Source organism: Streptomyces sp. WAC03905 (assembly GCF_057371075.1).
The window spans coordinates 3,971,611-3,992,153 of sequence record NZ_JBXYDZ010000003.1 but is presented as its reverse complement, the minus strand read 5'-3'; the positions used below and the strand labels follow the sequence as shown (position 1 = coordinate 3,992,153).

At 69.6% G+C, this 20,543-nt stretch carries 15 protein-coding genes; 11 read left to right on the top strand and 4 right to left on the bottom strand.

Annotated elements, in window-relative coordinates:
- Positions 1-31: 31 nt before the first annotated feature.
- Entirely contained in the window at positions 32-322 is a 291-nt protein-coding gene (gene rpsF, locus AC2RP6_RS20515) for a 30S ribosomal protein S6 (RefSeq protein ID WP_004950685.1), read from the bottom strand.
- A gap of 250 nt (positions 323-572) precedes the next feature.
- Between rpsF and AC2RP6_RS20510 the strand changes: the two genes are divergently transcribed.
- The 3 genes from AC2RP6_RS20510 to AC2RP6_RS20500 all read left to right on the top strand — a co-directional run bounded on the left by AC2RP6_RS20510 (position 573) and on the right by AC2RP6_RS20500 (position 3,239).
- Complete coding sequence (locus AC2RP6_RS20510) at positions 573-875, top strand: hypothetical protein (RefSeq protein ID WP_030647425.1); 303 nt, start codon at positions 573-575, stop codon at positions 873-875.
- A gap of 141 nt (positions 876-1,016) precedes the next feature.
- Complete coding sequence (locus tag AC2RP6_RS20505; RefSeq protein ID WP_486447506.1) at positions 1,017-2,135, top strand: lipid II:glycine glycyltransferase FemX; 1,119 nt, start codon at positions 1,017-1,019, stop codon at positions 2,133-2,135.
- A 72-nt stretch (positions 2,136-2,207) separates the two neighbouring features.
- Positions 2,208-3,239, top strand: coding sequence for an alanine racemase (locus tag AC2RP6_RS20500; protein ID WP_030647429.1), 1,032 nt, complete (start codon positions 2,208-2,210; stop codon positions 3,237-3,239).
- Between the two features lie 9 nt (positions 3,240-3,248).
- On the opposite strand, the gene AC2RP6_RS20495 is transcribed toward AC2RP6_RS20500, so the two are convergent.
- Complete coding sequence (locus tag AC2RP6_RS20495) at positions 3,249-4,709, bottom strand: glycosyltransferase family 87 protein (RefSeq protein WP_486447505.1); 1,461 nt, start codon at positions 4,707-4,709, stop codon at positions 3,249-3,251.
- A gap of 5 nt (positions 4,710-4,714) precedes the next feature.
- The gene (locus AC2RP6_RS20490) at positions 4,715-7,399 is read right to left on the bottom strand and encodes a transglycosylase domain-containing protein (RefSeq protein ID WP_486447504.1); all 2,685 of its coding nucleotides are present in this window, start codon (positions 7,397-7,399) and stop codon (positions 4,715-4,717) included.
- 275 nt (positions 7,400-7,674) lie between these two features.
- Here AC2RP6_RS20490 and AC2RP6_RS20485 point away from each other — a divergent pair, with 275 nt between their 5' ends.
- The 3 genes from AC2RP6_RS20485 to AC2RP6_RS20475 all read left to right on the top strand — a co-directional run bounded on the left by AC2RP6_RS20485 (position 7,675) and on the right by AC2RP6_RS20475 (position 10,783).
- Positions 7,675-8,277 (top strand): PadR family transcriptional regulator, encoded by a 603-nt coding sequence (locus AC2RP6_RS20485; protein WP_030839336.1) that lies wholly within the window; start codon positions 7,675-7,677, stop codon positions 8,275-8,277.
- A 49-nt stretch (positions 8,278-8,326) separates the two neighbouring features.
- Positions 8,327-9,409, top strand: coding sequence for an inositol-3-phosphate synthase (locus tag AC2RP6_RS20480; RefSeq protein WP_486447503.1), 1,083 nt, complete (start codon positions 8,327-8,329; stop codon positions 9,407-9,409).
- A gap of 105 nt (positions 9,410-9,514) precedes the next feature.
- Positions 9,515-10,783 carry an MFS transporter gene (locus tag AC2RP6_RS20475; RefSeq protein WP_486447502.1) on the top strand — a complete coding sequence of 423 codons (1,269 nt, stop codon included), beginning with the start codon at positions 9,515-9,517 and terminating at the stop codon, positions 10,781-10,783.
- A 67-nt stretch (positions 10,784-10,850) separates the two neighbouring features.
- Here the strand turns inward: AC2RP6_RS20475 and AC2RP6_RS20470 are convergent, their stop codons facing one another.
- Positions 10,851-12,317: a CCA tRNA nucleotidyltransferase gene (locus AC2RP6_RS20470; RefSeq protein WP_486447501.1), complete on the bottom strand. Its 1,467-nt coding sequence runs from the start codon at positions 12,315-12,317 to the stop codon at positions 10,851-10,853.
- Positions 12,318-12,503: 186 nt separating this feature from the next.
- Between AC2RP6_RS20470 and AC2RP6_RS20465 the strand changes: the two genes are divergently transcribed.
- The 5 genes from AC2RP6_RS20465 to AC2RP6_RS20445 all read left to right on the top strand — a co-directional run bounded on the left by AC2RP6_RS20465 (position 12,504) and on the right by AC2RP6_RS20445 (position 20,474).
- Complete coding sequence (locus tag AC2RP6_RS20465; RefSeq protein WP_486447500.1) at positions 12,504-14,768, top strand: DUF6049 family protein; 2,265 nt, start codon at positions 12,504-12,506, stop codon at positions 14,766-14,768.
- Positions 14,769-14,814: 46 nt separating this feature from the next.
- Positions 14,815-16,989 carry a murein biosynthesis integral membrane protein MurJ gene (gene murJ / locus AC2RP6_RS20460; RefSeq protein ID WP_486447499.1) on the top strand — a complete coding sequence of 725 codons (2,175 nt, stop codon included), beginning with the start codon at positions 14,815-14,817 and terminating at the stop codon, positions 16,987-16,989.
- A 117-nt stretch (positions 16,990-17,106) separates the two neighbouring features.
- Positions 17,107-18,834 (top strand): protein kinase family protein, encoded by a 1,728-nt coding sequence (locus tag AC2RP6_RS20455; protein ID WP_486447498.1) that lies wholly within the window; start codon positions 17,107-17,109, stop codon positions 18,832-18,834.
- A gap of 24 nt (positions 18,835-18,858) precedes the next feature.
- Positions 18,859-19,554: an RNA polymerase sigma factor SigM gene (gene sigM / locus AC2RP6_RS20450; RefSeq protein WP_486447497.1), complete on the top strand. Its 696-nt coding sequence runs from the start codon at positions 18,859-18,861 to the stop codon at positions 19,552-19,554.
- The gene (locus AC2RP6_RS20445) at positions 19,551-20,474 is read left to right on the top strand and encodes an anti-sigma factor (protein WP_486447496.1); all 924 of its coding nucleotides are present in this window, start codon (positions 19,551-19,553) and stop codon (positions 20,472-20,474) included. Before sigM ends, AC2RP6_RS20445 begins: the two co-directional genes overlap by 4 nt.
- The last annotated feature ends 69 nt before the right edge of the window (positions 20,475-20,543 follow it).

Sequence of the window (20,543 nt, the reverse complement as noted above, 5' to 3'; positions counted from 1 at the left end):
TACTCGATCCCGATTACCGCTGAACCGAAGTTCAGTGGGTCTCGGGGCGAAGGACCTTGGTCCGGAGAACCGACTCGTTCAGGTTCATCTGTCGGTCAAGCTCCTTGACGACCGCAGGCTCGGCCTGAAGGTCGATGACCGAGTAGATGCCCTCGGGCTTCTTCTTGATCTCGTAAGCGAGACGACGACGGCCCCAGGTGTCGACCTTCTCGACCTTTCCGTTGCCCTCACGGACGACGGAGAGGAAGTTTTCGATCAGCGGGGAGACAGCGCGCTCCTCGAGATCGGGGTCGAGGATGACCATCACTTCGTAGTGACGCATGTGGAACCCACCTCCTTTGGACTCAGCGGCCACGGTCGTTCCGTGACAGGAGGGTCGTGATGCGTGAGCACGGCGTCCGCAGAGCAGACACCGCGCAGCTGTACAGACTACCTGCTCGCGTCCTTCCGGTTGAAATCCGGCAGGAGAGGGCCACAATCTGTATCCATCGGGTGTGCTCGGTGCTATGCCCCCGGCCCCCTGCCGGAGACAACCCGCAGCACCGCCAGCTTCAGCCAGGAGGTGCCTTCCGATGGCACAGGCAATGCGGCCCCCTCAGATCTCCCTGCTCTCCACCGACGGCAAGCCCCACCCGCTGCAGGACACCCTGATGGCGGTCACTCTGACCCTCGGCGTCGTGGCGTTCATCACGGCCTTCTTCCACAACCTGCACCTGATCAGCTCGTGGGCCGGGCTGATCGGAATCCTGACGGGCGCGTACGGACAGTTCGTCTCCGTCACGACACGCGAGCGCTTCGCCCTGATCATCGGCCTTGGCGCGTCTGCCATCGGCTTCTACCTCGGCATGTTCCACGGCGGCCTGTTCGGAGGCTGACCGGGCTGCCCGCGGCACCTCCTCGGCAGGGCGCCGGCCGCACTCCGGCCCGGGCCCACGGCCCGTCCCCCAGAAGGGTGGCGCCCCTGTCGCAGTAGGCTTCGCGCCATAGCCAGCGAAGCCGCCGAGGAGACGCCCCGCATGAGCCTGTCCCTGAGGACCATCAGCCGAGAGCAGCATCTGGGTTACCTCCAGAGCCTGCCCTCGGCGAGCCACTGCCAGGTCCCGGCGTGGGCCGACGTGAAGAACGATTGGCGTTCCGAGAACCTCGGTTGGTTCAACGAGTCCGAGGAACTCGTCGGAGCGGCACTCGTGCTGTACCGGCAGCTGCCCAAGGTGAAGCGCTACCTCGCCTACCTCCCCGAGGGGCCGGTCATCAACTGGTACGCCCCCAACCTGGAGGAGTGGCTCCAGCCGATGCTGGCCCACCTCAAGCAGCAGGGCGCCTTCACCGTGAAGATGGGCCCGCCCGTCGTCATCCGCCGCTGGAACTCGGCCGCCATCAAGGCCGGCATCCAGGACCCGAACGTCAAGCGCCTGCGCGACGTGGAGGCCTCGGTCATCGAGCCGCGCGCCTTCGAGGTGTCCGACAAGCTGCGCCGCATGGGCTGGCAGCAGGCCGAGGACGGCGGCGCCGGCTTCGGCGACGTGCAGCCGCGCTACGTCTTCCAGGTCCCGCTGGCCAACCGCTCGCTGGACGACGTCCTCAAGGGCTTCAACCAGCTGTGGCGCCGCAACATCAAGAAGGCGGAGAAGGCGGGTGTCGAGGTCGTCCAGGGCGGCTACGACGACCTGCCCACCTGGCAGCACCTCTACGAGATCACGGCCGAGCGCGACAAGTTCCGCCCGCGCCCGCTCAGCTACTTCCAGCGCCAGTGGACGGCCCTCAACTCCGAGGACCCCAACCGGATGCGCCTGTACATCGCCACGCACGAGGGAGAGCCGCTGGCCGCCGCCACGATGCTCACCGTCGGCCAGCACGTCTGGTACTCCTACGGGGCCTCGGCCAACCACAAGCGCGAGGTCCGGCCCTCGAACGCGATGCAGTGGCGGATGCTGCGCGACGCGTACGCACTCGGTGCGAGCGTCTACGACCTGCGCGGAATTTCTGACACGCTGGACGAGAACGACCACCTGTTCGGTTTGATCCAGTTCAAGGTCGGTACGGGCGGCGAAGCCGTGGAGTACGTCGGCGAGTGGGACTTCCCGCTGAACAAGGTGCTGCACAAGGCGCTCGACATCTACATGTCGCGGCGCTGACCCTGACCACCCGCTTTCCCCCACACAGTTCCGCTGCCCTGCGCAGCTTCCCAGGAGAGGTCCCGGACGGGCATGGCGCTCACGCTCTACGTCGACACCGCGCGCTGGCGTGCGCACCAGAAGCAGGTCCAGGACCAGTTCCCCGGGATGATCCCGGTCTGCAAGGGCAACGGGTACGGCTTCGGCCACGAGCGGCTGTGCGAGGAGGCGACCCGGATGGGTGCCGACGTCCTCGCCGTCGGCACCACGTACGAGGCCGCCAGCATCAAGGACCTGTTCGGCGGCGACCTGCTCGTGCTCACCCCGTTCCGCCGGGGCGAGGAGCCGGTGCCGCTGCCGGACCGGGTCATCCGCTCGGTCTCCTCGCTGGACGGGGTCCGCAGCCTGGTCGGCGCGCGCGTGGTCATCGAGTGCATGAGCTCGATGCGCCGCCACGGAATCTCCGAGCAGGACCTCGGCCAGCTGCACGGCGCGATCGAGGACGTCCGGCTGGAGGGCTTCGCCCTGCACCTGCCGCTGGACCGCCCCGACGGCTCGGACGCCGTGGAGGAGGTCATCGGCTGGATGGACCGGCTGCGCGCCGCCCGGCTGCCGCTGCACACCATGTTCGTCAGCCACCTGCGCGCCGAGGAGCTGGCACGGCTCCAGCAGCAGTTCCCGCAGACCCGCTTCCGGGCCCGGATCGGCACCCGGCTGTGGCTGGGCGACCACGAGGCCACCCAGTACCGCGGCTCGGTGCTCGACGTCACGCGCGTGGCCAAGGGGGACCGCTTCGGCTACCGGCAGCAGAAGGCCGCCTCCGACGGCTGGCTGGTCGTCGTCGCCGGCGGTACCTCGCACGGTGTGGGCCTGGAGGCCCCGAAGGCGCTGCACGGAGTGATGCCGCGGGCCAAGGGCGTCGCCCGGGCCGGTCTGGCCACGGTCAACAGGAACCTGTCGCCGTTCGTGTGGGCCGGCAAGCAGCGCTGGTTCGCCGAGCCGCCGCACATGCAGGTGTCGATCCTGTTCGTACCCGCCGACGCGACCGAGCCGAAGGTCGGCGACGAGCTGGTGGCGCACCTGCGCCACACCACCACGCAGTTCGACCGGGTGCTCGACGCCTGAGCCGAACCGTCAGTGGCCGGGGCCGGTGCCCCAGTCGACCCGCTGTCCCTCCGAGGGCGCCGCGTACCGCGGCGCCCTCGCTGCGTCCGAGAGCACGAACACGTCCTCGGCCCCGTCCAGCACGCCCCCGGAGGGGTCGTCGGAGCCGTCCTGACGGACGACGTCGCGCTCCGGGAGGAGGATGTCGCGGACGATGACGGCGCACAGGTAGAGCGTGGTCAGCAGGTGGGCGGCGATCGCCAGCTGGTAGCCCTCCACGGGCAGGCCCTGGTGCTTGTCCCCGCTGTTGATGTACGCCAGGTAGGACCAGATCCCGAGGAAGTAGGCGACCTCGCCGGCCTGCCAGATCAGGAAGTCCCGCCAGCGCGGCCGGGCCAGCGCGGCGAGCGGGATCAGCCACAGCACGTACTGCGGTGAGTAGACCTTGTTGCAGAGGATGAAGGCTGCGACGACCAGGAAGGCCAGCTGCGCGAAGCGCGGGCGGCGGGGGGCGGTCAGGGTGAGCAGTCCGATGGCGCCGCAGAGCAGGAGCGTCAGCCCGGTCGCGTAGGTATTGGCGTCGTGCAGGGGGTTGCCCGAGCGCTGGGAGATCAGCAGCCATACGGACCCGAAGTCGATGGGCCGCTCCTGGCTGAAGGTGTAGAACTTCGTCCAGCCCTCCCAGGCGAAGAGCATGACGGGCAGGTTCACCGCGATCCAGGCCAGGGCCGCGCCCAGTGTCGCCAGACCGAACGCGCGCCACTTGCCGGCTCGCCAGCAGAGGACGAAGAGGACTCCGAGCAGCAGGACGGGGTAGAGCTTGGCGGCGGTGGCCAGGCCGATGAGGACACCGAAGAGGACCGTGCGTCCGCGGGACCACATCAGCATCCCGGCCGCGGTCAGCGCGATGGCCAGCAGGTCCCAGTTGATCGTCGCCGTCAGGGCGAATGCGGGCGCGAGCGCGAAGAGCAGGGCGTCCCAGGGCCGGCGGCGGTGGGTGCGGGCGACGCAGACGGCGATGACCGCCGCGCAGGCCATCAGCATGCCCGCGTTGACCATCCAGTACATCTGCTCGCGGTGCTGCATGGAGCCGCTGCCCGGGGTCAGCCAGGAGGCGATCTCCATGAAGAGCCCGGTGAGCACCGGGTACTCCAGGAACTCCATGTCGCCGGGCAGCCGGTCGAAATAGGGCGTCAGGTTGTCGGCGAAGCCGCGGACCGCGTACAGGTGCGGGATGTCGGAGTAGCAGGCGTGGGTGTACTGCGAGGTGGCGCCGCGGAACCACGCCCAGTCGTAGCAGGGCAGCTTCTGCACCATGCCGAGGGCGAACATCCCGATGGCGACGAGGGCCACGACGCGCACCGGTCCCAGCCAGTGGCCGCCGAGCCGGGCGTAGCGGCCGAGCGGGCCGCCGATGAGCTCACTGCCGGCTGCGGCGACCTCGTCCTGCTGCGTGGGCAGTACGGGGCGGTCCTCGTGCACCTTCGTCATGGGGCTCATCCTGCCGTACGTGGCCGGGCACGGGGGAAGGCCGCCGCACTGTGCGTGCGACGGCCTTCCGTGGGCCTGCGGGTCGGGCGGATCAGTCCTGCGTGGTGCCGGTGGTGTTGGTTCCGCCGGTCAGGCCGCCCGGGCGGCCGGGTCTGCCGCTGGGCGACGGGGACGGCGATCCGCTGGGTCCGCCGATGATCCCGGTGTTGGTGCCGGAGTTCGCACCGCCCTCGTTGGTACCGCCGCGCACGGTCTCCGGGTCGCAGTACAGCTCCCACGGCTTGCACGGCCGTCCGCCGCCCTTGGACGGGCTCGGCGACGGCGGCGGGGAAGCTCGGGGGCAGCGACGACGGGGACGGCGACGGGGACGCGGGTGCCACCGGGGTGGGGGAGGGGGCGCCGGCCGAGTCGGCGGTGACGCCGATGTCCTCGGCCTCGGGGAACTCCTTGACCGGCTTGCCCTTGAGGGCCTCGGCCATGTACTCGGTCCAGATCTCGGCCGGGATGTCACCACCGTGGAGGGAGGGGATGTCGCCCACGCCCTTCATGGAGATGAGCTTCTTCTCCGCCGAGTTGGGGTCGGTGCGGAAGAGGACCACGGAAGTGGACAGCTCCGGCGTGTAACCGACGAACCACGCGGACTTGTTCTCGTCCGTGGTGCCGGTCTTGCCCGCGGCGGGCCGGCCCAGCTTCTTGGCCTTCTTGCCGGTGCCGTTCTCGACGACGTTCTCCAGGACCTTGGTGACGTTGTCCGCGACCGCGTTGTCCATGGCCCGCTGGTCCTTGGGGGCCTCGAAGCCGGTGAGCTTCTCGCCGTTCTTCTCGACCGCCGTCACCGAGTACGGCTCGCGGTGCATGCCGGAGGCGGCGAACGTGGCGTAGGAGTCGGCCATGCGGATGGCACTGGGGGTCGAGGTGCCCAGGGCGAAGGAGGCGTCGGTGTTCGGGTTGATCGACTCCTCCAGGATGCCCGTGGACTTCGCCACGTTCCTGACCTTGTCGTGGCCGACGTCGAAGACGAGCTGGGCGAACGGGACGTTGATGGACTTCTCCATCGCCTCGTTGAGGGTCACGTATCCGAAGGCCGTGGGGCTCTCGTTCTTCTGCCGGAACGGCTGGCCCGAGGCGTCGCGCAGCGGCTTGCCCTCGCGGTTGTTGATCACCGTGAGGTCGTTGGCCTGGTACTTGCTGTCGACCGAGATGCCCTTGCCGTTGGAGTTCTGGGTGCCGTACTCCATGGCCGCCGCGAGCACGTACGGCTTCCAGGTCGAACCGACCGGGACGCCGCTGGTGTTGGCGTTGTTGCTGAAGTACTTCTGGTCCCAGCCCGGGCCGCCGTACAGGGCGACGAGCGCGCCGGTCTTGACGTCCACGGAGGCGGCGCCGAACTGTACGAAGGTGTCGGTCTCGGGGCGCTTCTTCTCGTCGATCAGGCCGGCGCGGATGTCCTCCACCGCCTTGGCCATGGCGTCCACCTTCGGCTTCTCGAAGGTGGTCTTGATCCGGTAGCCGCCCAGGGCCATCTGCTCGGCGGTGATGCCCTTGGTCTTCATCACGTACGCCTTGGCCGTGTCGACCAGGTAGCCGATCTGGCCCGTCATACCGCGGGCCTGCTCCGACTCGACGCGCGCCGGGAAGTCCATGTACTTGGCCCGCTCCGCCGGGTCCATGCGACCCACCTCGACCTCGCGGTCCAGCACCCAGGCCCAGCGCTTCCTTGCGCGGTCCTCGTTGAGCTCGGGGGTGGCGGCGGCGCCGATGCCGCCGTCCGGGTTGTAGAGGTTGGGGCCCTTGAGGACCGCCGCCAGGAAGGCGCTCTCGGAGGGGTTCAGGTCCTGGCAGTCCTTGCCGAAGTAGGCGCGGGCCGCGGCCTGGATGCCATAGGCGTCCCGGCCGTAGTAGGCGGTGTTCAGGTACCCGGCGAGGACGGTGTCCTTCTCCTCGGAGACGCCGAGCCTTATCGCGATGAAGAGCTCGGTGACCTTGCGCTTGAGCGTCTGGTCGGAGTCCAGGTACGTGTTCTTCACGTACTGCTGGGTGATGGTCGATCCGCCCTGCGTGGAGCCGCCCGTGCCCATGTTCCAGACGGCGCGGGCGATACCCATGGGGTCCACGCCCTTGTCCGTCTCGAAGGACTCGTTCTCCGCCGCGATCACGGCGTCCCTCATCGACCCGGGAATGCTGGAGATGGGGACGATCTGCCGGTTCATGGAACCGCCCGTCGCCACCATCTGGGTGCCGTCGGCCCAGTAGAAGACGTTGTTCTGCGCCTTGGCGGCCTTGTTCGGGTCCGGCGTGCTCACCATGGCGATGCCGATGCCGGCACCGGCGATGATGACCGCGAAGAAACCGAGGGCGGTGCCGGAGACCAGCTTCCAGGACGGCACGAAGCGCTTCCAGCCGTCCCGGTCGGACCGCGGGTAGTTGATGAGCCGCTTGTCCGGGCGGCCGGCGCCGCGCGCGCTCCCCGCAGCGCCTCTGCCGCGGCCCGAGGACCCTCTCTGCGCCGCCCGGCGGGCGTCGGCGCGATTGCCCTGGGCGGGCTGCTGTGCGTACGGGCCGCTGTGTGACGCCGTGGGGACGTCACGTCCGGCCGGGGCACCCCTGCCGGGGCGCTGCTGGGCGGCGCGGCGGGCGGAGGCCCGCCCCCCGCCCTGGGGCTGCGGCGGTTTGCGGCGGTGCTCGCTCATCGAACGACTACTCCTCGGGCAGGCGAGTGGCCTGGAAGCGGCAGATGAATTCCGGTTCCCCCCGGTGTCATGGCGCACAGACTACGCACGGTCAAAACCCGCCCAGTGCCGAAGTTCACCCCAAATCAGGCAACCTGGCTGGTGCGAATCGGTGATGTGATGCCGGTCACCATGTCTCCCCTTGTCGATGAAGGCGGCCCGTTCTATCGTCTGGATGTATCGAGTCGATACATCAGCTCGACATAAAGACTCAGGGGTGGAGGAGAGGCAGGCGGATGAGCAGACGCTCCGGCATCCTCGAGTTCGCCGTCCTCGGCCTGCTCCGCGAATCCCCCATGCACGGCTATGAGCTGCGCAAGCGGCTCAACACCTCGCTGGGAGTGTTCAGAGCCTTCAGCTACGGGACGCTCTACCCCTGCCTCAAGACGCTCGTCGCCAACGGCTGGTTGATCGAAGAACCGGGCAATGCCCCGGAGGACGCTCTCGCCGCTTCACTCGCAGGGCGCCGCGCCAAGATCGTCTACCGGTTGACGGCCGCGGGTAAGGAGCGCTTCGAGGAGCTCCTCTCCCACACGGGACCCGAGACCTGGGAGGACGAGTCCTTCGCCGCCCGCTTCGCCTTCTTCGGCCAGACCGAACGAGACGTGCGGATGCGGGTCCTGGAGGGCCGCCGCAGCCGGCTGGAGGAGCGCCTGGAGAAGATGCGCGCCTCACTCGCCCGAACGCGGGAGCGCCTCGACGACTACACGCTTGAGCTGCAGCGGCACGGCATGGAGTCCGTGGAGCGCGAAGTGCGCTGGCTGAACGAGCTCATCGAGAGTGAGCGGGCGGGACGGGATCGGAGACGATCAGGTCCGTCCGACGAAACCGAAAAATGAGGGCTGCATCTTGCAGGCCTTGTCCGAGAACAAACAGGGAGCAACCGGAATGGGTTCGGTTCGCGTAGCCATCGTCGGCGTGGGCAACTGCGCCGCCTCGCTGGTGCAGGGCGTCGAGTACTACAAGGACGCCGACCCGGCGTCCAAGGTCCCCGGGCTGATGCACGTCCAGTTCGGCGACTACCACGTGCGTGACATCGAGTTCGTCGCCGCGTTCGACGTCGACGCGAAGAAGGTCGGCCTCGACCTTTCGGACGCCATCGGCGCCAGCGAGAACAACACCATCAAGATCTGCGACGTCCCGAACGCCGGTGTGACCGTCCAGCGCGGCCACACCCACGACGGCCTGGGCAAGTACTACCGCCAGACCATCGAGGAGTCCGCCGAGGCCCCGGTCGATGTCGTCCAGGTCCTCAAGGACCGCGAGGTCGACGTCCTGATCTGCTACCTGCCCGTCGGTTCCGAGGACGCTGCGAAGTTCTACGCGCAGTGCGCCATCGACGCCAAGGTCGCCTTCGTCAACGCCCTCCCGGTCTTCATCGCCGGCACCAAGGAGTGGGCCGACAAGTTCACCGAGGCCGGTGTCCCGATCGTCGGCGACGACATCAAGTCCCAGGTCGGCGCCACCATCACGCACCGCGTGATGGCGAAGCTCTTCGAAGACCGCGGTGTCCGTCTCGAGCGCACCATGCAGCTCAACGTCGGCGGCAACATGGACTTCAAGAACATGCTCGAGCGCGACCGCCTCGAGTCGAAGAAGATCTCCAAGACGCAGGCCGTCACCTCGCAGATCCCCGACCGTGAGCTCGGCGAGAAGAACGTCCACATCGGCCCGTCCGACTACGTCGCGTGGCTCGACGACCGCAAGTGGGCCTACGTCCGCCTCGAGGGCCGCGCCTTCGGCGACGTCCCGCTGAACCTCGAGTACAAGCTCGAGGTGTGGGACTCCCCGAACTCCGCCGGTGTCATCATCGACGCCCTGCGCGCCGCGAAGATCGCCAAGGACCGCGGTATCGGCGGCCCGATCCTGTCGGCGTCCAGCTACTTCATGAAGTCCCCGCCGGTCCAGTACTTCGACGACGAGGCCCTGGCCAACGTCGAGAAGTTCATCAAGGGCGAGGTCGAGCGCTAGTCGAACCCCGCGGGTCCGGGCGACACCTGGACTTCGGCTGTTCTTCCGCGGAGGGTCCCCGGGCAATGTGCCCGGGGACCCTCCGCGTATGTGACCCTTTCCCTCATGCCTGTCGTACGTGATCTGCGCGTACTCCTGCGCCTGAGGGACTTCCGCAATCTGCTCGCCGTACGGCTGCTCTCCCAGGCGGCGGACGGCGTGTACCAGGTCGCGCTCGCCACCTATGTCGTCTTCTCCCCCGAGAAGCAGACCTCCCCGGCGGCCATCGCCTCGGCCATGGCGGTACTGCTGCTGCCCTACTCGGTGATCGGCCCCTTCGCCGGTGTGCTGCTCGACCGCTGGCGCCGTCGCCAGGTCTTCCTCTACGGCAACCTGCTGCGGTCCTTCCTCGCCTGCATCACCGCCGTACTGATCGTCGCGCACGTGCCCGACTGGCTGTTCTACGCCTCGGCGCTGTCCGTGACCGCGGTCAACCGCTTCGTCCTGGCGGGCCTGGCCGCCTCGCTGCCCCGTGTCGTCGGAGCCGACCAGCTGGTCACCGCGAACGCTCTCTCCCCCACCGCGGGAACCCTCGCGGCCGTGGCCGGCGGAGGGCTGGCCTTCCTCGTGCGGCTGCTCGCCTCCGGCTCCAACGCCCTCGTCGTACTGCTCGGAGCCGGTCTCTACCTGTGTGCGGCCCTGGTCTCCCTGCGCCTGGCCATCGGACTGCTCGGCCCGGACCACCGCGCGGGGCAGGTCCATCCCTCGCTGGCCCAGGGCATCGCCCTCACCGTGCGGGGCATGGCCGAGGGCCTCCGGCATCTGGCCGCCCGGCGCCGGGCGGCCAGGGCTCTCACCGCGATGACCATGATGCGGTTCTGCTACGGCGCCCTGTTCGTCATGCTCCTGATGCTGTGCCGCTACGCCTGGTCGGACACCGAGGCCGAGGGACTCGCCCTCCTGGGCGTCGCCGTCGGCGCCTCGGGGGCCGGATTCTTCGCGGCCGCGGTCGTGACCCCCTGGATGGTGGGGCGGCTGGGCACCCTCGGCTGGATCACCGCCTGCGCGGCGGGCTCCGCCGTCCTGGTGCCGGCCCTCGGCCTCTTCTTCGCTCCGGGGCCGATGCTGGTCGCCGCGTTCGTCCTCGGTCTCGCCACCCAGGGCGCCAAGATCTCCACCGATACCGAAGTGCAGTCGCAGGTGGACGACGACTACCGCGGCCGGGTCTTCTCGGTGTACGACGTGCTGTTCAACGTCGCTTTCGTCGGAGCGGCGGCCGTGGCCGCCCTCATGCTCCCCGTCGACGGACGCTCCGTGGTCCTGCTCGTCTGCGTCTCCGCCCTCTACGCCCTGACCGCGGTGATGCTCGGCCGACGTAGTCGATGTTTCACGTGAAACATCGCCCCTCCCGGTCCGCGGGTATCGATGTTTCACGTGAAACATCGACACCCGCGCCCTGGGGTCAGGCCTGGGCCGCCCACCACTCCTTGAGGGCGATCACCGCGGCGTCATGGCCCATCGGGCCGTTCTCCAGCCGCATCTCCAGCAGGAAGGCGTAAGCCTTGCCGATCACCGGCCCCGGGCCGACGTCCAGGACGCGCATGATCTCGTTGCCATCCAGGTCGGGCCGGATCGCATCCAGCTCCTCCTGCTCCTGGAGCTGCGCGATGCGCTGCTCCAGCCCGTCGTAGGTGCGGGAGAGCGCGTTGGCCTTGCGCTTGTTGCGGGTGGTGCAGTCGGACCGGGTCAGCTTGTGCAGTCGCTCCAGCAGAGGCCCTGCGTCACGGACGTAGCGCCGCACCGCGGAGTCGGTCCACTCGCCGTCCCCGTAACCGTGGAAGCGCAGGTGCAGCTCGACCAGCCGGGACACGTCCTTGATCATGTCGTTGGAGTACTTCAGCGCCGTCAGCCGCTTCTTGGTCATCTTCGCCCCCACCACCTCGTGGTGGTGGAAGGAGACCCGGCCGTCGCTCTCGAAGCGGCGGGTACGGGGCTTGCCGATGTCGTGCAGCAGGGCGGCGAGACGCAGCACGAGGTCCGGGCCGTCCTCCTCCAGCGCGATCGCCTGCTCCAGCACGATCAGCGAGTGGTCGTAGACGTCCTTGTGGCGGTGGTGCTCGTCACTCTCCAGCCGCAGCGCCGGCAGCTCGGGCAGCACCCGGTCGGCCAGCCCGGTGTCCACCAGCAGACCCAGACCGCGACGCGGGTTGGCGGAGAGGATCAGTTTGTTCAGCTCGCCCTGGACCCGCTCCGCGGAAACGATCTCGATCCGCTCGGACATCGCCTTCATGGCCGCCACGACCTCCGGGGCGACCTCGAAGTCCAGCTGCGCCGAGAACCGCGCCGCCCGCAGCATCCGAAGGGGATCGTCGGAGAAGGAGTCCTCGGGAGTCCCGGGGGTGCGCAGCACGCCCGCGGCCAGGTCTTCCAGGCCACCGTGCGGGTCGATGAACTCCTGCTCGGGCAGGGCGAGAGCCATGGCGTTGACCGTGAAGTCACGGCGCACGAGGTCCTCGTCGATCGAGTCTCCGTAGGAGACCTCCGGCTTGCGCGACGTCCGGTCGTAGGCCTCCGACCGGTAGGTCGTCACCTCGATCTGGAAGTTCCGCACGGCGTCCCCGACGCGCGCGTTCTTCTGGGCCCCTACGGTGCCGAAGGCGATGCCGACGTCCCAGACGGAGTCGGCCCACGGCCGGACGATCTTGAGGACGTCCTCGGGGCGGGCGTCGGTGGTGAAGTCGAGATCGTTGCCGAGACGCCCGAGCAGCGCATCGCGGACGGACCCGCCGACCAGGGCGAGGCGGAAGCCCGCCTCCTGGAACCGGCGGCCGAGCTCGTCGGCGACAGGAGCGACCCGCAGCAGTTCACTGACCGCACGGCGCTGCACCTGACTCAGGGCACTGGGGTTGTCTTCGTTGGCGTTCGGCACAACTGAAAAGGGTACGTGCCCGGCCCACCGGGGACCGCCCCGTTTATCGGGGACCCCGGTACCCGGCCGCCCCGGGCCCGAGCCGATCATGTGGAGCAAGGGGCGGCACTCGCACACAGCGCACCTCGTTACCATTCGTGGACGCACAAAAGACGACCACTGACACTTCTAGGGACGGGCTAGCGCGTGGCCGAGGCGGCAGACATCCAAGGGGCGTCCCCCGCCCCTGTCCGGCGCCGGTGGCTGCGGCGCGCGATCGTCCTGCTCGCCGGGACCCCCGTGCTGGCCGCTCTCGTCTACGCCCCCGCCCTGCAGGCCGAGGCCGCACCGGCCTCCTCCGTGGACGTCCAGCTGGTCTCCATGGCGCCCAGCGCCCCTGTGAAGGGCGACACCCTCACCCTCCAGGGCACCGTGGTCAACACCGGCTCCGAGACGATCACCGACGCCCACGTCGGCCTGCGGGTCGGCCCCGCCCTCTCGGACCGGTCCTCCATCGACGAGACGGCCGACCGCAACGGCTTCCGGGCGGGAACCGACCCGGGCGAGATCGACTCGGCGTACGCGGTGAAGATCGCTTCCCTGCCGTCGAAGGTCACCCAGAACTTCACGCTCACCGTCCCGGTCAGCAAGCTCGAACTGGACAAGGACGGCGTCTACCCGCTCGGTGTCTCGGTGTCCGGGGTCACCGACAGCCGACCGTCCGAGCAGGTGCTGGGCATCAAGCGGACCTTCCTGCCCTGGCAGCCGGAGGCCGCGGGCAAGCGCTCCCAGCTGACCTACGTGTGGCCGCTGATCTCCACCACCCGCGTCACGGCGGAGACCGGCTCCGACGAGCTCCAGACGCCGGTGTTCCTCGACGACTCCCTCTACGAGGAGCTCCGGTCGGGCGGACGTCTGGAGCAGATGGTCACCCTCGGCAAGGACCTGCCGATCACCTGGGTCATCGACCCCGACCTGCTCTACACCGTCGACGCGATGACCAAGGGATACCGGGTCCGCGGCCCCAACGGAAAGACCGTCCAGGGCAAGAACAAGGCCGTCGCCGAGCAGTGGCTGAGCTCCCTGGAGGCGGCCGTCCAGGGCAAGAAGGTCGTCGCCCTGCCCTACGCCGACCCCGACCTCGCCTCCCTCGCCCACCACGGCAAGGACGTCTCCGGCACCCTGGGGCAGCTGCGCCCGGCCACCGACAAGGCGAAGCAGGCCGTCGAGACGGTCCTGCACGTCCCCGCGTCCACGGACTTCTCCTGGCCGGTGAACGGCGCCATCGATCCGTCCATCGTGAACGTCGCCACCTCGGCCGGTGCCCACAACGTCCTGACCCGCAGCGACAGCCTCGTCGAGAGCGGCGCCCTCGGCTACACGCCGTCGGCCGCCCGGCCCATCGGCGCCGGCACCACCGCCGTCGTGGCGGACGCCGAGCTGTCCACCGCGTTCGAGGGCGACATGCTCAACGCAGGGAGCGCCACGCTCGCCGTGCAGCGGTTCCTCGCCCACAGCCTCGCCCTGAACCTGCAGAGGGCCGAGGAACCGCGCAGCTTCGTCGTGGCTCCGCAGCGGATGCCCACGATCAGCCAGGCGCAGAGCATGGCCGCCGCCATACGCGGCCTCCAGGGGGGCCGCTGGACGCAGCCCGCGGACCTGGAGGCAGCGGCCGCCGCCAAGCCCGACCCGGGCGCCACCACCCAGGTGCCGGGTGCCGGTCAGTACCCCGAGGACCTGCGCAAGCAGGAACTGCCGGTGTCGGCCTTCGAGAAGATCCGCACCACGCAGAACACGCTGGACCATTTCAAGGTGATCCTCGCCGCGCCCGACCGCGTGGAGATCCCCTTCGGCAACACCGTCAACCGTGAGATGGCGACCTCCTGGCGAGGACGGCCCGACGAAGCCCGCCTCTACCGGGACCAGGTGCAGGAATACCTGATCGGTCTCACCGAGAAGGTCAAGGTCATCCCCAAGTCCGACGCCACTCTGTCCGGACACAGCGCCACCATCCCCGTCAGCGTCCAGAACAGCCTCGTGCAGGACGTGCACGACCTGGTCCTGCGCGTGAAGTCCGCCAACCCGTCCCGCCTGATGTTCAACGGCAGCGGTCAGGCGGAGCAGCAGGTCACCGTGCAGGGCGATCACACGCAGACCGTGAAGTTCCCCGCCAACGCCACGGCGAGCGGACCCGTCGAAGTCACCGCGCAGCTCTTCACCAAGGACGGCGTCCCCTACGGCAAGGAACGCCGGTTCACCGTCGAGGCCACCGAGATCACTCCCACCGTGATGCTCGTGATCGCCGGCGGCGTGCTCCTGCTGGTCCTGGCGGGCATCAAGATGTACGCCAGCCGCAAGCGTGTCGCGGCGCGCGCCGCCGCCGAGGAGAGCACGCAGCCGAGTGACGAGTCCCTGGACACCGAACCGCAAAGCACCGAGGGGTCCGGCACGAGTGAGACAGTGGACCGTTGAGCGATGCCGTGGCCGGTCGGCCTGGGGACGATGAGGTGGGGTTTCGATGAACGCGCCGTACGACGGTGACCGCGCGCAGGGCACTGGCGGGCCTGCGCCCTCCCAGGGCACTGCCCCGGGCACCCCGGTGCCCGGGCAGGTTCCCGCGCCTGCGCCCGCGCCGGAACACGACCCGTATGTCCAGGATGCCTACGACTACGACCCGTACCGGTCCCAGGACCTGTCCGCCCAGGACCCCGTGGGCGAGGTCCTCTACGACCGTGCCGCGCACCCGCCGCCGCCCCCCGGCACCTTCCAGGAACCCGGTCCGCTGTACGCGGCGCCGGCCGCGCCCCTGTACTCCCCCGATCCGCGCGTCTGGGCCCAGACCCCGCCGCCCGAGCCGGACGGTCCCTCCCGGCACCTGCCGTACGGCGACCACGCCACCACCACCGAGTTCGTGGGCGTGGACTCCCTCGTCACCCGCGCCGCGGAGGATCAGCCCGAGCCGGACGCCTTCGCGCACCTCTACCGGGACCAGGAGGCGGCTCCGCGCACCCCCGTCGAGGACGTTCCTGTCGCCGCCCCGGCGCCGGCCAAGCCCGCCGGACGCGCCGCGAGCCTGCTCAAATCCAGCGCGCTCATGGCCGCGGGAACGATCGTCTCCCGCATCACCGGCTTCCTGAGAACCCTGGTCATCGCCGCGGCGATCGGCGTCGGCACCTTCAACGACACGTACCAGATCGCCAACACGCTGCCCACGATGATCTACGTCCTGGTCGGCGGTGGCGCCCTCAACGCCGTCTTCATCCCGCAGCTGGTCCGCGCGATGAAGAACGACGACGACGGGGGAGAGGCGTACGCCAACCGGCTGCTGACCCTCGTCGTGGTCCTGCTGGCCGGCATCACCACCATCTGCGTCCTGGCCGCGCCGGTGTTCATCACGATGATGTCGCCGAAGATCGCATCCGACCCGCAGCAGATGGACGTGGCCGTCGCGTTCGCGCGCTACTGCCTGCCCACCATGTTCTTCATGGGCGTCCACGTGGTGCTGGGTCAGATCCTCAACGCCCGCGGCCGCTTCGGCGCGATGATGTGGACCCCGGTCCTCAACAACATCGTGGTCATCGCCACCTTCGGCGCCTTCATCTGGGCCTTCGGCGGCTTCACCACCTCCGGGGTCAACGCCACCACCGTCACCCCGGAAGGCGTCCGCCTGCTGGGCCTGGGCACCCTCCTCGGCCTGACCGTCCAGGCCCTCGCGATGCTCCCGTACCTGCGCGACGCCGGCTTCACGCCGCGTCTGCGTTTCGACTGGAAGGGCCACGGCCTCGGCAAGGCGGCCCGTCTGGCCAAGTGGACGTTCTTCTTCGTCCTCGCCAACCAGGTCGGCCTCGTCATCGTCACCCAGCTGGCCACCTGGGCCGGTTCGGTCGCCGAGAAGCAGGGCCACCCCGGTACCGGCATCACCGCCTACAACTACGCACTGCTGTTGTGGCAGATGCCGCAGGCGATCATCACCGTCTCCGTCATGACGGCCGTCCTGCCCCGCATTTCCCGCTCCGCCCACGACGGGGACGCCGCCGCGGTCCGCGACGACATCTCCTACGGGCTGCGCACGTCGGCCGTCGCGATCGTGCCCTGCGCCTTCGCGTTCCTCGCGCTCGGCGTCCCGATGGCCACACTGCTCTACGCGGGCTCCGGCGCCGGCGCCCAGAACATCGGCTACGTCCTGATGGCCTTCGGCCTCGGACTGATCCCGTACTCCGTCCAGTACGTCGTCCTGCGCGGCTTCTACGCCTACGAGGACACCCGCACGCCGTTCTACAACACCGTCATCGTCGCCGCGGTCAACGCGGCGGGCTCGGCGATCTCCTTCTTCGTGCTCCCCGCCCGCTGGGCGGTCGTCGGCATGGCGGCCTCCTACGGTCTCGGTTACGCCGTGGGCGTCGGCGTGGCCTGGCGCCGCCTGCGCACCCGGCTCGGTGGCGACCTCGACGGCGCCCACGTGATGCGCACCTACGCCCGCCTCACCGGCGCCTGCGTCCCGGCCGCCGCCGTGGCCGGAGCGGCCGCGTTCGGCGTCACCCAGTGGCTCGGCAGCGGAGTCCTCGGTTCCGCCACTGCCCTGATCGCCGGCGGTATCGCCCTGGCGGCCGTGTTCCTCATCGCCGCCAAGCGGATGCGGATCGAAGAGCTCAACGCGATGGTCGGAATGGTCCGAGGACGTTTGGGGCGCTGATGCGCACAACCGTCGCCCCCTTTCGTGTGTCGTGCATAGCGTCGGACTGTGGGCACAATTGGCATGGCTTCGCAGACTGGCCTACAGCGCGCAACGGATGGGGAGGCAGGAACGACGGTGGCGGAACGTAGCACGGCTGCCGTCGACGTGGCCGACAACGACGGCGACGAGCCGTCTGCCGCTCAGGCGGTAAGGGCCACGTCCGACGGGGTGGACACCCAGAACGGACGAGCCGCGGACGGACCCATGCCCGAAAAGGACGGCGAACGCACGACCCCGGCCTCCACGGCCGCACCCGAACTCCACAGCGGCCACAAGCTCGCCAGACGGTACCGGCTGGAAGAGTGCGTCACCCGTGTGGACGGATTCAGCAGTTGGCGCGCGATGGACGAGAAGCTGCGCCGCGCCGTGGGCGTGCACCTGATGCCCGCCGACCACGCGCGGGCGCGCTCCGTCCTGGCCGCCGCCCGCTCGTCCGCCCTGCTCGGCGATCCGCGGTTCGTGCAGGTGCTCGACGCCGTGGAAGAGAACGACCTCGTCTACGTCGTCCACGAGTGGCTGCCCGACGCCACCGAACTCACCGCGCTGCTCGCCGTGGGCCCGCTGGAGGCCCATGAGGCCTACCAGCTCGTCAGCCAGGTCTCCCAGGCCATGGCCGCCGCGCACCGCGAGGGGCTCGCGCACCTGCGGCTTACGCCGAGCGCGATACTGCGGACATCCACGGGCCAGTGGCGCATCCGCGGCCTCGCCGTGAACGCCGCGCTGCGCGGCATCACCAGCGAGACCCCGCAGCGCGCCGACACCGAAGCCATCGGCGCGCTGCTGTATGCCGCCCTGACGCAGCGCTGGCCGTACGAGAGCGACGCGTACGGCCTCACCGGTCTGCCCAAGGGGGTCGGCCTGATCGCCCCCGACCAGGTACGCGCCGGGGTCCACCGGGGCCTGGGGGAGCTCGCCATGCGTGCCCTCGCCAACGACGGGGCCACCGCCTCCCGGCAGGAACCGGCCTGCACCACCCCGGAGGAGCTGTCCAAGGCCGTGGCCGCGATGCCCCGCATCCGGCCGCCGGAGCCCGCCTTCACGGCGCCGCCGGAGTACCAGCACACCACCTACCAGCAGGGCAGCTACGGCCGCCCCACGCCGCCCGGCGTGACCACCGTCCAGAGCCTGCCGGTCGCACCCCCGCCGCCGCCCTTGCAGAGCCGTACCGGCCGCGCGCTCAAGTGGGGGGTGGCAGCCCTGCTCATCGCCGCCCTCGGCCTGGGCAGCTGGCAACTGGCCGACACCCTCCTGGAACGCGGCACCCAGAAGGGCGACAGCGGCACGAGCAACACCACCAAGCCGGGCACCGACGACAACGGGGAGGAGAAGAAGGAGCCGACCCCCCTCACGATCACGGGTGCCCAGGAGTACGCCCCGGACGGCAAGCCGCAGAACGCCGAGGACGTCACGAACACGTACGACGGCGACGCCGCTTCCTACTGGCGGACGAAGAGCTACATCGACGGCCCCGAGGTGAAGATCAAGGACGGCCTCGGCATTGTGTACGACCTCGGGTCCGAACAGGACGTCAGCGCAGCCTCGATAGCGCTGAAGTACGGCGGCCCTCACACCACGCTCACCCTCTACGCCACCGACGCCAAGTCCCCCAAGGGCTCCGTCGGCTCCATGTCGAAGATCGCCAGCGTCTCCAGCTCGGATACCAGCCTCCAGCTGACCGCCGAGAAACCCGTCAAGACGCGGTACGTGCTTGTGTGGATCACCGCCATGCCGCAGGCGCCGGCCGATGACTTCAGCGGTTCCGGATACAAGCAGGCCATCACGGATGTGAAGTTCTCGGGCTGACCGCACCACGGGAGGGGCGAACCGTTGAACGACACGACACCCGGCGCGTGCAGCGACCAGGAGCTCCTGGAGCGGCACGCGGCCGGGGATCCTGATGCCTTCGGGGAGCTCGTGCGGCGGCATCGGGACCGGTTGTGGGGCGTGGCGCTGCGGACGCTCGGGGACCGGGAGGAGGCCGCGGACGCCGTGCAGGACGCCCTGGTGTCCGCGTACAGGGCCGCGCACACGTTCCGCGGGGAATCCGCCGTCACCACCTGGCTGCACCGGATCACCGTCAACGCCTGCCTTGACCGTGCCCGCAAGGCCGCCTCGCGCAGGACGGCGCCCCTGGACGACACGGAGCGCCTGGAGCGCCTTCTGGAGCCTCACGAGTCCGCCGAAGCACCCGCGGAGCGGGAGGACCTCCACCGCCAGCTCCTGGCCGCCCTCAGGACCCTCCCGGAGGAGCAGCGAGCCGCCTTGGTCCTCGTCGACATGCAGGGATACCCCGTCGCCGAAGCGGCCGGCATCCTCGACGTGCCCACCGGCACCGTGAAGAGCCGGTGCGCCCGCGGCCGGGCGAAACTCCTGCCGCTCCTCACTCATCTGCGCGCGAATGCCGGGGATAACACCACCGGCGAGGGGGGAAGGAACCGGACGCCGGGCCCGCCCGTCCCACCAGCGGCAGGACCCAGGCAACCAGACCCAGATGCTGTGAAGGGCGGAGGTGGACGACCATGAGCCCTGCGACTGACGCGCCCGGCACGACCGGCACGATCCGGCACCCGGACGTCTCGGAGATCTCCGACCTGACCGAAGGGCTGCTCTCCCCGGCCCGTACGGCGGAGATCCGCCGTCACCTCGACGACTGCGCCCTGTGTGCCGACGTGCACTCCTCCCTGCAGGAGATCCGCGGCCTCCTGGGCACGCTCCCCGGGCCCGCCCGTATGCCCGGCGACATCGCAGGACGCATCGACGCGGCCCTCGCCGCCGAGGCCCTCCTTGACGCGACCCAGCCACGGGACGAAGCCACCCCGGCTCCTCGCCCCCGTACTACAGCCCGCGACGTTTCACGTGAAACATCGCCGACAGGGCACCCGAGCGGCCCCACCGGTCCCGGCCGGCGCCGCGCCCGACGTCGGATCGCTGTTCTGGGCGGCCTGGCCGGCGCTGCCGTCTGCGCTCTCGGCCTCTTCCTGTTCGTCGACTTCTCCGGCGCTCCCCACCCCAACACCGCAGCCTCGGACTCCGCCGCGCACCCTCCCGTCAGCGCACCCGCCGACGGTGCCTACACCGCGCAGGGGCTCGAAGACAGCGTCCAGCGGCTCGTCGCTCCGGGAACGGCCGCCAAGACCGCCCCCGGCGAGCAGAACAACACCTTCGGGATGGACGACACCACCGGCGCTCCCGGTGTCGCTCCCGGGGACAAGCGGGTGGCATCGGCGATCCCGGGCTGCGTCCAGGACGCGACCGGCCGGTCCGAGGCACCGCTCGCCGCCGAACGCGGCAGCTACCAGGGCGATGCGGTCTACCTCCTCGTCCTGCCGCACCCGCAGGACACCTCCCGCGTGGACGCCTACCTCGTCGACACCACATGCGAGAACTCCGGCTCGACAGCCCCGGGAAAAGTCCTCCTGAGGAACAGCTATCCCCGAAGCTGACCCGTTCACCTCCGCACCGCGACGGGTGGGGAATGCCGGCGCCGTAGGATCCGTTGGGTGGGGTGAGAG

Bases quoted from the DNA above. Each gene is read 5' to 3' on its own strand.
- rpsF (WP_004950685.1), bottom strand. From the start codon at position 322: ATGCGTCACTACGAAGTGATGGTCATCCTCGACCCCGATCTCGAGGAG.
- AC2RP6_RS20510 (WP_030647425.1), top strand. From the start codon at position 573: ATGGCACAGGCAATGCGGCCCCCTCAGATCTCCCTGCTCTCCACCGAC.
- AC2RP6_RS20505 (WP_486447506.1), top strand. From the start codon at position 1,017: ATGAGCCTGTCCCTGAGGACCATCAGCCGAGAGCAGCATCTGGGTTAC.
- AC2RP6_RS20500 (WP_030647429.1), top strand. From the start codon at position 2,208: ATGGCGCTCACGCTCTACGTCGACACCGCGCGCTGGCGTGCGCACCAG.
- AC2RP6_RS20495 (WP_486447505.1), bottom strand. From the start codon at position 4,709: ATGACGAAGGTGCACGAGGACCGCCCCGTACTGCCCACGCAGCAGGAC.
- AC2RP6_RS20490 (WP_486447504.1), bottom strand. From the start codon at position 7,399: ATGAGCGAGCACCGCCGCAAACCGCCGCAGCCCCAGGGCGGGGGGCGG.
- AC2RP6_RS20485 (WP_030839336.1), top strand. From the start codon at position 7,675: ATGAGCAGACGCTCCGGCATCCTCGAGTTCGCCGTCCTCGGCCTGCTC.
- AC2RP6_RS20480 (WP_486447503.1), top strand. From the start codon at position 8,327: ATGGGTTCGGTTCGCGTAGCCATCGTCGGCGTGGGCAACTGCGCCGCC.
- AC2RP6_RS20475 (WP_486447502.1), top strand. From the start codon at position 9,515: ATGCCTGTCGTACGTGATCTGCGCGTACTCCTGCGCCTGAGGGACTTC.
- murJ (WP_486447499.1), top strand. From the start codon at position 14,815: ATGAACGCGCCGTACGACGGTGACCGCGCGCAGGGCACTGGCGGGCCT.
- AC2RP6_RS20445 (WP_486447496.1), top strand. From the start codon at position 19,551: ATGAGCCCTGCGACTGACGCGCCCGGCACGACCGGCACGATCCGGCAC.